Source organism: Clostridium sp. SM-530-WT-3G, assembly GCF_012843905.1.
GTDB lineage: Bacteria > Bacillota > Clostridia > Clostridiales > Clostridiaceae > Clostridium.
This window is the reverse complement of the sequence record NZ_JABAGC010000004.1, coordinates 68,957-84,840: the sequence shown is the minus strand read 5'-3', so window position 1 is coordinate 84,840 and position 15,884 is coordinate 68,957. Positions and strand designations below refer to the sequence as shown.

General features: G+C 29.6%; 14 protein-coding genes, 2 other RNA genes and 1 pseudogene. 16 read left to right on the top strand and 1 reads right to left on the bottom strand.

From position 1 onward, the window contains the following. Nucleotides 1-31: 31 nt before the first annotated feature. The 8 genes from HF850_RS03060 (at nt 32) to ssrS (HF850_RS03025) (ending at nt 5,777) form a co-directional block, all read left to right on the top strand. Nucleotides 32-838 carry a PTS mannose/fructose/sorbose transporter subunit IIC gene (locus HF850_RS03060; protein ID WP_169104012.1) on the top strand — a complete coding sequence of 269 codons (807 nt, stop codon included), beginning with the start codon at nt 32-34 and terminating at the stop codon, nt 836-838. A gap of 18 nt (nt 839-856) precedes the next feature. Next, a complete protein-coding gene (locus tag HF850_RS03055; RefSeq protein WP_169104011.1) occupies nt 857-1,771 on the top strand; it encodes a PTS system mannose/fructose/sorbose family transporter subunit IID in 915 nt (304 codons plus the stop codon). A gap of 179 nt (nt 1,772-1,950) precedes the next feature. Further along, nucleotides 1,951-2,325 carry a DUF956 family protein gene (locus tag HF850_RS03050; protein WP_169104010.1) on the top strand — a complete coding sequence of 125 codons (375 nt, stop codon included), beginning with the start codon at nt 1,951-1,953 and terminating at the stop codon, nt 2,323-2,325. A gap of 273 nt (nt 2,326-2,598) precedes the next feature. Further along, nucleotides 2,599-3,612 (top strand): alpha/beta hydrolase, encoded by a 1,014-nt coding sequence (locus HF850_RS03045; protein ID WP_206151575.1) that lies wholly within the window; start codon nt 2,599-2,601, stop codon nt 3,610-3,612. Nucleotides 3,613-3,786: 174 nt separating this feature from the next. Beyond that, nucleotides 3,787-4,407: a flavodoxin family protein gene (locus tag HF850_RS03040; RefSeq protein WP_169104008.1), complete on the top strand. Its 621-nt coding sequence runs from the start codon at nt 3,787-3,789 to the stop codon at nt 4,405-4,407. 91 nt (nt 4,408-4,498) lie between these two features. Continuing rightward, nucleotides 4,499-4,921: a GNAT family N-acetyltransferase gene (locus HF850_RS03035; RefSeq protein WP_169104007.1), complete on the top strand. Its 423-nt coding sequence runs from the start codon at nt 4,499-4,501 to the stop codon at nt 4,919-4,921. Nucleotides 4,922-5,039: 118 nt separating this feature from the next. Next, nucleotides 5,040-5,528: a large-conductance mechanosensitive channel protein MscL gene (gene mscL, locus HF850_RS03030; RefSeq protein WP_169104006.1), complete on the top strand. Its 489-nt coding sequence runs from the start codon at nt 5,040-5,042 to the stop codon at nt 5,526-5,528. 37 nt (nt 5,529-5,565) lie between these two features. After that, nucleotides 5,566-5,777, top strand: a non-coding RNA gene (ssrS, locus tag HF850_RS03025) — 6S RNA. A gap of 121 nt (nt 5,778-5,898) precedes the next feature. On the opposite strand, the gene HF850_RS03020 is transcribed toward ssrS (HF850_RS03025), so the two are convergent. Next, the gene (locus HF850_RS03020) at nt 5,899-7,656 is read right to left on the bottom strand and encodes an ATP-binding cassette domain-containing protein (RefSeq protein ID WP_169104005.1); all 1,758 of its coding nucleotides are present in this window, start codon (nt 7,654-7,656) and stop codon (nt 5,899-5,901) included. A gap of 441 nt (nt 7,657-8,097) precedes the next feature. On the opposite strand from HF850_RS03020, the gene HF850_RS03015 reads away from it, so the two are divergent. The 8 genes and pseudogenes from HF850_RS03015 to msrB all read left to right on the top strand — a co-directional run bounded on the left by HF850_RS03015 (nt 8,098) and on the right by msrB (nt 15,788). After that, nucleotides 8,098-9,144 (top strand): IS1595 family transposase, encoded by a 1,047-nt coding sequence (locus tag HF850_RS03015; RefSeq protein ID WP_169104004.1) that lies wholly within the window; start codon nt 8,098-8,100, stop codon nt 9,142-9,144. 160 nt (nt 9,145-9,304) lie between these two features. Continuing rightward, the gene (locus HF850_RS03010; RefSeq protein WP_169104003.1) at nt 9,305-9,541 is read left to right on the top strand and encodes a hypothetical protein; all 237 of its coding nucleotides are present in this window, start codon (nt 9,305-9,307) and stop codon (nt 9,539-9,541) included. Nucleotides 9,542-10,007: 466 nt separating this feature from the next. Beyond that, a complete protein-coding gene (locus HF850_RS03005; protein WP_169104002.1) occupies nt 10,008-10,415 on the top strand; it encodes a secondary thiamine-phosphate synthase enzyme YjbQ in 408 nt (135 codons plus the stop codon). Nucleotides 10,416-10,418: 3 nt separating this feature from the next. Beyond that, nucleotides 10,419-10,946, top strand: coding sequence for a 2'-5' RNA ligase family protein (locus HF850_RS03000; protein ID WP_169104001.1), 528 nt, complete (start codon nt 10,419-10,421; stop codon nt 10,944-10,946). 164 nt (nt 10,947-11,110) lie between these two features. Then, a pseudogene (locus HF850_RS02995) lies at nt 11,111-12,677 on the top strand (peroxidase family protein). 126 nt (nt 12,678-12,803) lie between these two features. Continuing rightward, a non-coding RNA gene (gene ssrS / locus HF850_RS02990) (6S RNA) lies at nt 12,804-13,016 on the top strand. Nucleotides 13,017-13,231: 215 nt separating this feature from the next. Then, nucleotides 13,232-15,148 (top strand): anaerobic carbon-monoxide dehydrogenase catalytic subunit, encoded by a 1,917-nt coding sequence (gene cooS, locus HF850_RS02985; RefSeq protein ID WP_169104000.1) that lies wholly within the window; start codon nt 13,232-13,234, stop codon nt 15,146-15,148. Between the two features lie 184 nt (nt 15,149-15,332). Next, nucleotides 15,333-15,788 carry a peptide-methionine (R)-S-oxide reductase MsrB gene (msrB, locus tag HF850_RS02980; RefSeq protein WP_169103999.1) on the top strand — a complete coding sequence of 152 codons (456 nt, stop codon included), beginning with the start codon at nt 15,333-15,335 and terminating at the stop codon, nt 15,786-15,788. Nucleotides 15,789-15,884 lie beyond the last annotated feature (96 nt).

The following is a 15,884-nucleotide window of genomic DNA, read 5'->3' as shown; positions in this document are numbered from 1 at the left end:
TAAGTATTTGACTAAAGGAGGATGAGTAATTATGACTTTAAATATAATTCAAATTATATTAATAATTATAATAGCATTTTTAGCTGGTGTAGAAGGAGTTTTAGATGAATTTCAATTTCATCAGCCAATAGTTGCATGTACATTAATTGGACTAGTTACAGGTAATTTGGTACCATGTTTAATTCTAGGTGGTACACTTCAAATGATGGCATTAGGATGGGCAAACATTGGTGCGGCAGTAGCCCCAGATGCAGCTCTTGCTTCTGTAGCATCTGCATTAATTTTAGTTCTTAGTGGACAAGGAAAAGCAGGAGTTACTTCAGCAATTGCAATAGCAGTTACATTAGCTGTTGCAGGATTATTATTAACTATTATTTGTCGTACTATTACTACAGCATTTGCACATTTTATGGATGCAGCCGCAAATGAAGGAAAGATTGGAAAAGTTGAAATGTGGCATATGTTAGGCGTTTGCTTACAAGGTATACGTATAGCAATTCCAGCTGCTTTAATCATAGCTATTGGTGCAGGTCCTATTGGAGAATTACTTGCTCTAATGCCAGCATGGCTTACAGATGGTTTATCAATAGGTGGTGGAATGGTAGTTGCTGTAGGATATGCAATGGTAATTAATATGATGGCAACTAAAGAAGTATGGCCATTCTTTGCAATTGGTTTTGTATTAGCAACTATTACTAATCTTACACTTATAGGACTTGGAGTAATTGGTGTATCTATAGCTCTTATTTACTTAAAGCTTTCTAAACAAGGCGGATCAGGTAATGATGGAAGTTCAAATACTGGCGATCCTGTAGGCGATATAATTGATAGGTACTAAGGAAGGGGCGAATGTAAAATGGAAAATGAAAAATTGAGATTAACTAAAAAAGATCGTCTTTCTGTTTGGTGGCGTTCAACTTTTCTTCAAGGTTCTTGGAACTATGAAAGAATGCAAAATGGTGGTTGGGCTTATGCCATGATACCAGCAATAAAGAAATTATATAAGAGTAAAGAAGATAGATCAGCAGCATTAAAACGTCACTTAGAATTCTTTAATACACATCCATATGTTGCTTCACCAATTCTAGGAGTAACACTAGCATTAGAAGAAGAACGTGCAAATGGTACTGCAATAGATGATACAACAATACAAGGTGTTAAGGTTGGTATGATGGGACCTTTAGCTGGTATTGGAGATCCAGTATTCTGGTTTACAGTTAGACCAATATTAGGAGGATTAGGAGCTTCGCTTGCTATGACAGGAAGTATACTTGGACCTATTATTTTCTTCGTGGCTTGGAATGCTATTCGTATGGCATTTACATGGTATACACAAGAATTTGGTTATAAAGCTGGTTCTCGTATAAGTGAAGACTTATCAGGAAGTTTACTACAAGATATTACAAAGGGTGCATCTATACTTGGTATGTTTATACTAGGGTCATTAGTTAATAGATGGGTAAAAGTTAAATTTACTCCGGTTATATCTTCAGTTAATTTAGCTAATGGAGCATATATTGATTGGAACAGCTTACCAAGTGGTGCAGAAGGTATCAGACAAGCATTAGTACAACAAGCAGCAGGTTTATCTTTAAGTCCAATTAAAATTACAACATTACAAAATAACTTAGATGATTTAATTCCTGGACTTGCTGGATTAATAATTACACTTATTTGTATGTGGTTACTTAAGAAGAAAGTTTCTCCTATTATACTTATAATTGGATTATTCATCATAGGAATTGTATTCCACTTAATTGGATTAATGTAATCTTTATAAAAGCCTAGGTACTATGCCTAGGCTTTTATAAATTATGAGTTTCAAAAATCAGTAATGTATAGCAGTGAAGATAATTTGATTTTAAAAAATATAAATTGATTTTATATATAAATCGTTTATATATAATCTATGTATAAAGGATTTATGTATAAAAAATGGAGGTATGTAAGATGATTCAATCTTTAAATACAAAAGTAGACCTTACAATTGATGCAACATCATTTAATGGGATAACAAGTTATGGAAAAATTATGGTGGGTGATAAGGGGTTTGAATTTTATGATTCTCGTGATGTTAAAAATTATATACAAATTCCTTGGGAAGAAGTTGATTATGTAATTGTATCTGTTATGTTTAAGGGAAAATGGATACCAAGGTATGCAATTAGAACTAAAAAAAATGGAACATATACCTTTGCATCAAAAGATCCTAAAAGAGTGCTTCGTACAGTTAGAAATTATGTTAATCCAAACCGTATTGTAAGTTCTTTAAGCTTTTTTGATGTGGTAAAAAGATCAGTAAAATCATTGTGTAAAAAGAATTAATTAGATTTGATGCTAAATGCTTTTTCGCCTCTAATAAATAATATAATTATTGTAAATACTGTATTTTGATTTTAAGGTAATAAATGTTATTATAATACATATAGTATTTTAATATAACTCTTAAAGGGTAATATAATAATTTAAAATATAATATATAGAGGTAAAATTATTAAAAATAAAAATTTAATAAAGAAAAGAAAATTTAGAGCGTTAAAATTTTTAAAAGTTCTTTTACTGGCTTTTTTTAGTCTGACTATTATATCAGGAATGTTTATGTGTAAAGTTACTGAGGCATCTAGTATAAAGGTAAAAAGTGGTGTGGATTATGATAAGAGGATTAAGATATGGGAGAATGTAGCTGGTAACAGTTCTCGTAGCAAACTAGATGATATGAATATTGATAAAAATAGACTAGTTTCTAATGAAGAATTTGCTAAGGCCATTGTTGGGAATAAATTTTCTAATAAAGAAAAAACAATTGATACATTTACTTATCTTTATGAAATTAAAGGTGGATATGAAAAAGAGACTTATGAGGATGAACCATATTTAATTCCATATTTAGTGGATAGTAGTGATGAATCAGTTATTATAATTCCAGGTGGTGGCTATGGATATAAATCAATGGACGGTAGTACACAAGAAGGTAAGGAGGTTGCTTATACTTTAAATAAGAATGGAATAAATGCATTTGTGTTACATTATCGATCAAATCCATATGAATATCCAATTCCACAATTAGATGTTCAAAGGGCAATAAGATATTTAAGATATCATTCCTTAGATTACGGAATTAATCCAGATAAGATAGGGTTAATTGGATTTTCAGCAGGAGGCACTCAGGTTGGATGCTTCATTAACAAAATAAGAGGAAAAGATTTATTTCCAGAGGAATATATTATTGATGAAATAGATAAAGTTAGTGATAATATTGCTAATGCAGCAATGATTTATCCAGTATTAGATTATTATAATAATGTTCCTATGCTATTTAGTTTATTTAATAGTGAGGAAGTTAGAAATAAGCAAAAAAGGATGGAATTATTAGAAGAAATGGATTTAAAGAAGTATATAACTTCAGAAGATATTCCACAACTAGTTGCTTATGGTACTAATGATTTGATAGTTGGTTCAGATGGGGCTAAAAGTTATATTAATGTAGCTAGAAAAAAAGGTGTTAATATTAAAGAGATCTCTGTTGAAAGTGGAGGTCATGGATTTAATCAAAAGTGCTATATGAGTGAGTTTTTGAGATGGTTCAAAACACTGAATAACAAAAATATATAGCTATAAATTTAAATGAATATTCTTAAGGTATAATAAATTTAATGTATTATACCTTAAAAATATTATTTTTTCTTGACTTACAGTAACTATAATGTATTAAAATAAGTCTATAATATCTAGTATATTTTTCAATAGATATTTATAAAGTTATATAAATTAAGGAGCATATTTTTTATGAAAGTAATATTAGTAAATGGAAGTCCACATCCAAGAGGATGTACATATACAGCTTTAAGTGAAGTGGCATCAGCGTTAGAAAAGAATGGCGTAGAAACAGAAATATTTCAATTAGGAGCAAAACCTATTTCAGGCTGTATAGGCTGTGGTTCCTGTAGAAAAACTGGTGAATGCTTTATGGATGATCCAGTAAATAAATTCTTAGAAAAATCTTCAGAGGCAGATGGATTTATTTTCGGTTCACCTGTACATTATGCAGCAGCATCTGGAATGCTTACTTCATTTATGGATAGAGTGTTTTATGCTCAACAAGGAAGATTTGAAAATAAACCTGCAGCTGCAGTAATAAGTGCTCGTCGTGCTGGAACTACAGCTACATTTGATCAAATAAATAAGTATTTCACAATAAGTAATATGCCAATAGTTTCATCTCAATATTGGAATATGGTTCATGGATCTAAGCCAGAAGATGTTAAACAAGATTTAGAAGGTATGCAGACTATGCGTATCTTAGGAAATAATATGGCATGGTTATTAAAATCAATTGAAGCTGGTAAGAAAGCAGGAATTCAATTACCAGAAAGAGAAGAAAGAGCATGGACTAACTTTGTTCGTTAATTAAATATATTTTATATGGAAAAGGTACTATTTTTATAATAGTGTCTTTTTTGTATTTAGAGATTATTATGATTTGAGATAATATTTTTTTGTGTTAATAAATTATGTTGGTAAAAGTAAAAGTGTAATAAAAGATTGGATAGGAAATTATTCTCGAAAAGACTATTACCAATGGGCAATTATATTAAAGGAAAACAGTTCTGAACCAATAGGTAGTATAGGCGTAAATACATGTGATAACACTATTTCTATGGCGCATATAGGATATTGTCTTAGTAGCCAATGGTGGCATAAGAGAATAATGTTTGAAGCTTTACAATGTGTTATAGATTTTTTATTTGAAGAGGTAGGAATGAATCGTTTAGAGTCAAGACATGACCCAAGAAATTCACATTCAGGAGAAGTTATGAAAAAATGTGGAATGAAATATGAAGGTACTTTGAGAAGTGCAGATTATAATAATCAAGGTATCTGTGATGCAAGTTATTATGGAATATTAGCAAGTGAAAGATAAGTTATATATAATATTGAAAGTGTAAATGAAGAATAGATTCTATATTAAGAGGTTATACTAGCCTAGTAATATTAATTTGACATAATTAATGACAGAAATAGGCTAGAGGTGATTACACATGAATAGTAGTAATAATGATAGTAATAGTGATATTAAAAGTAATAGTAGCATTTTTCGAAAATTCAAAGCTTTCTTTATGAGAGGAAGCGTTATTGATTTAGCTGTTGGTGTTGTTATAGGTGATGCTTTTTCAGGAGTAATTAAGAGTATTGTTGATGATATTCTTATGCCCCCAATAGGAATGCTAGCAGGGAAAATTACATTTTCAGATTTGAAGTGGGTTCTAAGTTCAGCAACTGAAAGTCGTTCAGAAGTTGCTATTACGTATGGAAACTTTCTGCAAGTTGCACTTAACTTTTTAATAATTTCATTATGTATATTTTGTTTGATTCTTTTAATAGGTAAAGATCCTGAAAAAATTAAGACAAAAGATGAAGCACAAGCAGAAAGTACACAAAAAACAAATAAGTTATTAGAAGAAATTAGAGATGAATTAAAATCTAGCAACGGAAATGAATCAAAATCAACTTATGGTAAAAATAAGTGATTGAAAAAGTGACAAAAAGTGATATAATAAAGCTATAGAAATCCTGAGATGTACGGAAAAGTAGCTTATTATATTCAACCTACATTACATTTTCGGGATCTGCAATAAATTTATGGATATTGGATTTCAGTAATTTATAAATAATAATTTATATTGTTTATAGCAGAAAATAATAAAAGTAAGTTGAGTGGAACCCACCTGCGAGGCGCAGGTTATGAATATATAAGTGAACGGCATATTGGGATATTTTTTTATTTATCTATAAATAATATATTATGAAACTTAATTGATAATATTGATTTACGTATTATCACTATTGTAAAAGCGTATGAATTGTTTTTTATTCATACGCTTTTTATCATATTAAAAACTAACGAGAAAGTTGTTTAACAAGCTTTTCTAGTTGTTCACATAATTCTTTTGCTGTATCAAAATCATTATCCTTTAAAGCTAATTCTATTTGTATTTCAAGCATTTTTTTGTTATGTTCAATTTCTAAATAGTCTTTATCAAAGTAATTTGCATAAACCATCTTTTTGAATGTTTTCATATTCATTCTTCTTATTTTCTTATCTTCAACAAATAATATATAGTCCATACAGTTTACTATAGAGTAGAAGTCATGTGAAACCATAAGTATTGTACCATTGTATTTCTTTATAGCTTTTTCTAATGCTATTTGTGAATATGTATCCAAGTGGCTAGTTGGTTCATCAAGAAGTAACATGTTTGCATTGCTTGTAGAAATCTTAGCAAGTTGCAGCATGTTTTGTTCTCCACCAGATAAAGAACCTATTTCTTGTTTAAGTATTTCTCTATCTTCAAAACTGTACTTTGAAATATGTTCCATGATTTCATCATTATCTTTAAAGCCAACTTCAATGAATTCTTCACGTACTGTATTAGAATCATTTAATGTTTTATGTTGAAGCTGTGATAAATATGCCATTTCAATATTTTCATTTACTTCAATAGAATCATTAGTATTATGGTTGCTGAATATATCTTGCATTAAAGTGGTTTTACCAGTACCATTTGAACCTACGATTGCAACTTTGTCACCAGCTTTAACTTCAAAGTTAACATCTTCAAATAATACTTCATTAAATGCAGCATTGTAATTTTTAAGTTTTAATGCAATAGTTTCTTCATCAATTTCATTTGTTGTATTTAAATCTATATCTGGTTCCTTTATTGCTAAGAATGGTGCTTTAATTCTACGAGCTTCTAATCTTTCTTGAATTTTAACTCTGGCACGAAGTGTTTTTCCTCTAAAACGTTCAGCATTTTCACTTGCAAGTTCTCTGAAGTATTCTATTAATTTATCATTTCTTTCGATTTCAGCTGTATCTTCAGCAGCAAGCTCTTGTAATTCCACTTTTGTTTGAAGTAATGAGAAGTTATAATCTATATAATTTCCATTAAACTCTTGTACTTCCATGTTTTCAAGATGAATAATCTTATCAAAGCAATTGTTAAGAAGATATCTGTTATGTGTTATTACAAGCATTGTACCTTTATGAGAATTAATTAAATTTTTAAGAGAATTAAGGTTTTCAAAATCTAAGAACACATCTGGTTCATCCATTATTATTAAATCTGGATTATTAAGCATTCCTTTCATTACTTGAACAAGCTTAAATTCACCACCACTAAGTTCAGATATCATTAAGTCTTTATGTTTCATTAAATCTGCAAGATTTAATTTCTTATTAACGTTATTTTCAAATTCATCTCCACCAATAGCATCTAATGCATCTAAAGCTTCTTGATATTTTTCTAATAAGGGTTCAATATCAGAAGAGGTTTCCATTTCAGTACATATAGAAGTTATTTCGTTTTGAATTCTATTATAATCTTCGCAGATATAGTCAAAAACAGTGATTTCTCTTGCTTTATCCTGTTGTGAGAATTGGCGTACATATCCAATTTTACAATTTGGAGATTTTTCTATTTTTCCATCATATAAATATTTTTCAGGGTCCATAATCATATCTATAAGTGTACTTTTTCCACTTCCATTAGTTCCTATAAAAGCAGCATGTTTATCAGTTTCTAATGTAAATGAAACATTTTTATATAGATCCTTTTCAGGAAATGAATAAGTCAAGTTTTCAATTTTTAACATAGTAATACCTCGCTTTATGAATAAAAAAGAGCTTATGAAAAAATAAGCCCTTAAAATACTTTTTATCTATTGTAATTAAAAAAATTATAAAGACTTTTTTATAGGTCTAATATTCATAGCTTAACATTTTTTTATATTAAGTTCAATGAATTTATATGACTATCTAAAAGTATTTTGTTATATAAATTAGAAATTATCCATACTATTTTAAGTAATTTAGCTATAATTTAAATATGTAGTAAAGGTAATTATTTTTTTGAATAAATCATTATATATAATAAAAATATAATAACTAATAAAATCAAGGATAGTATTTATGAAGATTAGAAAGATTTCACTTCTTATAGTTATGTTATTATATAAATATATAGTGAGAATACAAATAAGAAAATATAGATATTAACTATATTTCAACCTATTTTAGAAAGGATGCCTAGTATTATGCCAAAAACAGACATAAAAGCTATGATAAAAGATTTAGAAAAGAACGAATTTAGAGAGTTAATTTCAGTAGCTCAAGAAGTACTAAGTACTTTGTTTAATTCATCTGAAATTAGAGATAATGTTAAAGAGAGTAGATTTTCAAATGGTTATGAATGTCCAAAATGTCAATGTAAAGATGTGAATAAAAATGGAAAATCTAACGGAAGACAAAGATATATCTGTAAACGTTGTCGCACAAGTTTTGATGAGTTTACTATGTCTCCATTCTCTAATACAAAATTAGGCTTAGATAAGTGGCTAAAATACTGTGAATTAATGATATTAGGGCTTTCTATAAGAAAATGTGCTGAAGAAGTAGGCGTAGGTGTTAAAACATCTTTTTACATGCGTCATAGAATACTTGATGTAATAAACCTTTCACTTAAAAATGATAAAGTTGAAGGTATAGTTGAAGCTGATGAATGTTTTATCAAAGAGTCTTTTAAAGGAAATCATTCTAAAAGCACTACGTTTGTGATGCCTAGAGAACCTAGAAAAAGAGGTAAAGGCAAACATGATAAAAAGAAAAGAGGAATTTCAAAGCAACAGATATGTATAGAAACAGCAATTGATAGAAAAGGAAATATCATTATGGGGGCTGTTTGCAATGGAAGAATTACAACAAATCAAATAGTTAACTTCTTTGATAATAAAATATGCAAAGATGTTACTTTTTGTGTGGATTCACATAAATCATATATAGGAATAAAAGATAAATTAAATGTAGAATTAAAACAAGTTCCTAGAGGTAAATCAATGATAGATAGTGTTTATCATTTACAACATATAAATGCCCTTCATAGTAGCTTTAAAAGATGGCTAATGCCATTCAATGGTGTTTCTACAAAATATATAAACAACTATTTAGCTTGGTTTAAATTTCTTCAATTAAGCAAGAAGAATAAAAAATCTGACCGAATCAAAGATATGTTAGTTAATGTAGCTACTAAAGAAACACTTATAACAAGAGACACTATTAGAAGTAGACTTATTGAACTAGCTTAAAACAATATACTACACTTTAAATTAATGAAATTGTTTTACTATTGGAAAGTAAATTAACATTATGTATAATATAGTAAAGTTCACAAATGTTATATATTGTGAAGAAATAAGGATGAAAAAATGATACAACATAAATCACTATATATAGAAAGGAGAAAAAATGAAGAAAAATATATTTAAAACAATAAGATTAGCGACTTTTATTGCTTTTATCTTATATATGCTAGAAACCATATTTATAGCTGGTATGTTTACAAATTTTATACTATTAGTTATACTAGGCGTGTTAAGTTCTATACAGTTAGTTTTTAGTATAAAAGAGAAGAAATACAATGATATTATGCTTTCTATGTCTTATATTTTAAGTGCAATAACAATTGTATCAATATTATATTAATAATAAAATCTCAAATCGATAAATTAAAAGTATAAATGTTGGGGTGAGTTGCAAAGAATTATATTTTTTTAATTTACCCAAATTATGAACAGCAATATGAGTTCATCTATATTGTCTTAAATTGAATTACAGCATACAATTAATTAGTAATATTAATAAAGTACGAACAATTTAAAGTAATCTATAAAAATAACCACATCTTAGAATTTTATATATTGAAAATACTAATGTGTGGCTATTTTTATTCCCTATTTATCACGAAAAAAGCTAACATAGCCAAAATGAAAAAGCAATTAACTTTTATCTTAATAATGATTTTAAAATTTTCAGTAAGAAATTAAATGAAGATATTTGTGAAGAAGAGTATTATATGACATATGGATTGTAAACATTAAAATAGAAAGCTAAGATTATAAATAAAATAAATTGTAATTAGTTAATTAAGATATATTTATGGAGGTATAGTATGAGCAAATTATACAAACATTCATTAACTATAGGACAAAGACAGACAATGATTGATATTACAGAAACTATAAGAGAAGATGTAAAGAACAGTGGTGTTAAAGAAGGAATAGCTATAATATACTGTCCACATACAACTGCTGGGATTACTATAAATGAAAATGCTGATCCTGATGTAGTAAGAGATTTAATTTATGGTTTTGAAAAAGCATATCCAACAGATGATAGACATTACAAACATTTTGAAGGTAATTCCCATGCGCATATGAAGTCTTCAACAATAGGAGCTTCTCAAACTCTTATAATAAATGAAGGAAAGTTAATATTGGGGTGCTGGCAGGATGTATATTTCTGTGAATTTGATGGGCCAAGAAATAGAAATTTTTATGTTAAGGTTATGCAGGGATAACAGATGTATTTAGTATCTTTATATTTTGATGATAGTACATCAAAGAAAATACAAAGGTTTATAAATAAAGTGTCTAATAAATGTGGAAATATATTTATGACTGATGGAAATGTACCACCGCATATAACTATAGCTGCATTTCAAAGTGATGATGAAAGAAAAGTTATAGAAGTACTAGATAAAAGAATTAATAGTATTAAAATTGGAGCTATTACATTTGCATCAATTGGTGTATTTAAGTCATCTGTTATATATCTTGCTCCAGTTTTAAATAAATATCTACATAATTTATCTGTAAGTATCCATGAAGAAATATCTTTAATAGAAAATATATCTATAAGTAAATTTTATCTGCCTTTTCAATGGCTTCCTCATGCTACTATTGGGAAAAAGCTAGATAATGAACAGTTAGTAATAGCTTTTCAGGAATTAGTAAAGGAATTTTCTATTTTTAATGGGAAAGTAACTAAGATTGGATTATCTAAAACTAATCCTATGAAAGAAATATATTTATGGAATTTAGATACTTAACTCTAAAAATGGGTTTCAATTCTAATGTTACACAATTTTTAGTCTAAGTAATATGTTTATTTTCATATTTGTATAATACAAGTGCAAAATATGAATTTTGCAAGTAGATGAATTAAGTATGAGGTGAATGTATTGTGACAATAAGCAGATGTCCGGTAACAGGTATGAGTGGACATACTATGAGAGAAAAAGGAAATAGTGGTAACATATGTGTTGACACCTTGAATCTTGATATGCTTCATGAAAACTCAGAACTTAGCAATCCTATGTCTAAATGTCTTAATTACGCAGAAGAATTTAATAAGCTAGATTATGAAGCATTAAAAGTAGATTTGTATATGCTTATGACAGATTCTAAAGAATGGTGGCCTGCTGCTTATGGAAATTATGGGCCATTTTTTATACGTATGGCATGGCATAGTGCAGGTGCTTATAGAATACAAGATGGAAGAGGTGGAGGTGGTTATGGGATTCAGCGTTTCGAACCTATTGCAAGCTGGCCAGACAATATAAATCTGGATAAAGCACGTCGTCTTCTTTGGCCTATAAAAAAGAAATATGGAAATAAAATTTCTTGGGCAGATCTTTTAATACTTACAGGTAATTGCGCTTTTGATATTATGGGGCTTAAGACTATTGGGTTTGGTGGAGGTCGTGAAGATGTTTGGGAATGCCAAAAGGATATTTATTGGGGGATGGGAAATAAAGAAGAACTTCCTTCAAATGAGGATAAAGAGACAGGTAATATTGAACAACCACTTGCAGCATCACAAATGGGACTTATATATGTGAATCCCGAAGGTCATGATGGAATTCCAGATCCATTATTATCTGCAAAAGATGTAAGAGAAACTTTTAAACGTATGGCTATGAATGATGAGGAAACAATGGTTCTTATAGCAGGTGGACATACATTTGGAAAATGCCATGGAGCAAGACCTAAATCAGATGTTGGACCAGCACCAGATAAAGCACCTATTGAGAAGCAGGGCTTTGGATGGGAGAATAGTTATGGAACTGGAAAGGGAAAGTATACTACAGGAAGTGGTATTGAAGGAGCTTGGAAAGCAAAGCCTACAACATGGAATATGGGATACTTAAAGACATTATTTAAATATGAGTGGGAACTTGTTAAAAGTCCAGCAGGAGCATATCAATGGTTAGCTAAAGATGTAGATGAAGAAGATATGGTAGTTGATAGCATCTACATTTAGAGGGTCGGATAAATGAGGTGGTGCAAATGGTGCTAGAATATGCCTTGAACCTATGGCAGATGGATTTAGAAACTATTTAAGAAATGTATATAAATATGAAATGAAGCCAGAAAATATGTTAATTGACCGTGCACAATTATTAAAATTAACTGCTCCAGAAATGACAGTACTCATTGGAGGATTACGTGTACTTGGAGCAAACTATAAAGAATCTAAAGATGGTGTGCTTACAACTAGAACTGAATGTCTCACAAATGATTTCTTTGTAAATCTACTTGATATAGATACAGTATGGAAGCCAATTTCTGAAGAGTGTGGAAGATATGAAGGTTGTGATAGAGCAACAGGAAGAGTGAAATGGACAGCAACAAGAGTTGATTTAATATTTGGTTCAAATGCACAACTTCGAGCAATTGCTGAAGTATATGCTTGTGATGATAACAAAGAAAAGTTTCTAAATGATTTTGTAGCTGCATGGAATAAGGTTATGAACGCAGATCGATTTGATATTAAATAGTATATAATTTATATTTAAGAAATAAATGTGAAGTAGTGTTAGTTTATAATTACAATATAATTTTTGAGATATATGGAATAAATTCATAATTGAAAGTAAGATTAAAAATGGTATAATTAACTCATAAACAACCTGAGATGTGCGAAAAAGTAGCTTATTATATTCAACCTACATTATATTTACGGGATCAGCAATATATTTAGATATATTGGACTTCAGAAATTTGTAATAAATAAAATATTACTTATTACAGCAGAAGATAATAGAAATGAATTGCGCAGAACCCACCTGCGAGTTGCAGGTTTTGAATATGTAAGTGAACGGCATGTTGGGTAAATTAAGATTATATAAACGACTATATTTATATAATTTTTGCATAATAAGAAATCACTTTTTCTAAAGATAAAACGTATGAATTGTTTTAATTCATACGTTTTTTTGTATACAAATTTTTGAATAATTTTAATTAGAATACAAATAATACTTATTGTATTGAAAAGAATAAAACATGTAAATAACTATTTATATATAGAAAGGAGAACAGTACAATAAGTATGAGCGAAACAATTAGAGAAAAATTAGAAGGTCGTGTAAGTTATCACGATTCTGTTGAAGAAATGCTAAAGAGAATACAGACAGATGGACTCTCAAGTGTTTTTTCAAGATGGGAACCACAAGAAAAAATACGATGTAAATTTTGTCTTCAAGGGGTAAGCTGTCAGTTATGTACACAAGGTCCTTGTAGAATTAATGAAAAAACTGGTGCTGATAAAGGAGTATGTGGTATTGGTCCAGATGCTATGGCTATGAGAAATTTTCTTATGAGAAATATAATGGGAGCAGCTACTTATGCACATCATGCATTTGAAGCATTCAGAACTCTTAGAGCTACTGGAGAAGGAAAAACACCATTTAAAATAAAAGATGAAGCTAAACTTAAATGGATGTGCGAAAAGGTTGGAATAGATACTAAGCAAGATATTAACAAACTAGCAGTACAGCTTGCTGATTTACTTGATAAAGAGATGAAAAATGGTCCAGATGAAGAAAGTATAGTGACAGAAGCATTTGCACCTAAAAAGAGAAAGCCAGTGTGGAAAGAATTACATATATATCCTTCAGGTATTAATCACGAAGTTCAAAATTCAATAGCAAGTTGTTTGACAAATGTTGATGGAGATTATGTATCTTTGGCTACAAAAGCTCTTAGACTAGGATTATCTACAATATATACAGCACAAATTGGACTTGAAATGACTCAAGATATTTTATTTGGAACTCCCATGCCTCATGAAGTAGATACTGATTTAGGTATAATGGATCCTGACTATGTAAATATAGTATTTAATGGTCATCAGCCTTGGATAGGAGCAGCTACTATTGAAAAGCTTAGAAAAGGTGAATACAAGGATGAAGCAATAAAAGCAGGAGCTAAAGGAATAAGAGTAGTAGGATCTATTGAAACAGGACAGGAATTACTACAGAGATTTGAGGTAGATGATATATTCGTTGGTTTAATGGGTAACTGGCTAGCTATTGAGCCGTTATTGGCTACTGGAACTGTCGATGCACTTGCAATGGAAGAAAATTGTTCGCCACCAGCTATTGATCAATATGCAGAAAAGTATCAATTAGCTTTAGTAAGTATAAGTACAATAATTGGTGTACCAGGAACTGAACATAAAATGCCTTATTATCCACAAAAAGCTGATGAAATGGCAGATAATTTAATTAAGGTAGCAATAGAAAACTTTAAGAAGAGACATGGTAAAATAAAACCAATGGTTCCTAAACATGTTACAAAAGCTATTGCAGGATTTTCAACAGAAGCAGTTGTAGGAGCTCTTGGTGGAACACTTGATCCACTAGTTGATGTACTTACATCAGGTAAATTAAAAGGTGTTGTTGCACTTGCAAATTGTTCAACACTTAGAAATGGCCCTCAAGACTGGAATACAGTCAACTTAACAAAGGAATTAGTAAAAAGAGATATATTAGTTGTTGCAGGAGGCTGTGGTAATCATGGACTTGAAGTAGCAGGTCTTGCAAACTTAGAAGCTATTGATAAATATGCTGGAGAAGGTTTAAAGGAAGTATGTCATTTGCTCAAAATACCTCCAGTATTGAGCTTTGGTACTTGTACAGATACAGGAAGAATATCAATGCTTGTTACAGCGCTTGCTGATCATTTAAATCTTGATATTCCAGATTTGCCAATAGCAGTTACAGCACCAGAATGGATGGAACAAAAGGCAACTATAGATGGTATATTTGCATTAGCGTATGGAGCATATACACATTTATCGCCTACACCATTTGTTACAGGTGCTCCAAATCTAGTAAAACTTTTAACAGAAGATCTCGAAGGAATAACTGGTGGAAAAGTGGCACTAGGGGATGATCCAGTTGAAGTAGCTGAAGCTATAGAAGCTCATATAATAAGTAAGAGACAAAAACTTGGACTTAAATAATATATTATAATAAAGACTAAAAAAATGATATGATTTATAAAATAAAATGATAATAAAAAATGCCGTATACGTAATAATTAAAAATATTAAGTATACGGTATTATTGTTTAATCAAAAGCTTTATATTATAATAAGTTTATTTTGAGTTGTGTACAATAAGTAATGAAAGAAGGAGAATGATATTATGAAAGACTTAAATAAAGAAAGTTCTAAATTTGATAAGGAGGAATTAAAGAAGAGGCTGACTCCTTTGCAATATAAAGTTACTCAAGAAAGTGGAACAGAACCTCCATATAATAACGAGTTTGATAATCACTTTGAAGAGGGGATTTATGTTGATGTTGTAAGTAAAAAGCCTTTGTTTTCATCGCGAGATAAATATAATTCTGGATGTGGATGGCCAGCTTTTACAAGACCCATAGATGATAAGGTAGTAAAAGAAAAACAAGATTTTAGTCACGGCATGATTAGAACTGAAGTCAGAAGTGAAGAAGCAGATTCTCATCTAGGACATGTATTTGAGGATGGACCAATAGAAAAAGGTGGACTTAGATATTGTATTAATTCTGCGGCATTGGAATTTATTCCTAAAAGTGAGATGGAAAGTAGGGGATATGAAAAGTACTTGAAGGATTTATAACTTTATATAGGATAGTATTTAAATAGATAATAAATCTTAAAAAATATTATGAAGAAAAATTTTCAAAAAATCATTTTTTTGTATTGTAAATTTTTA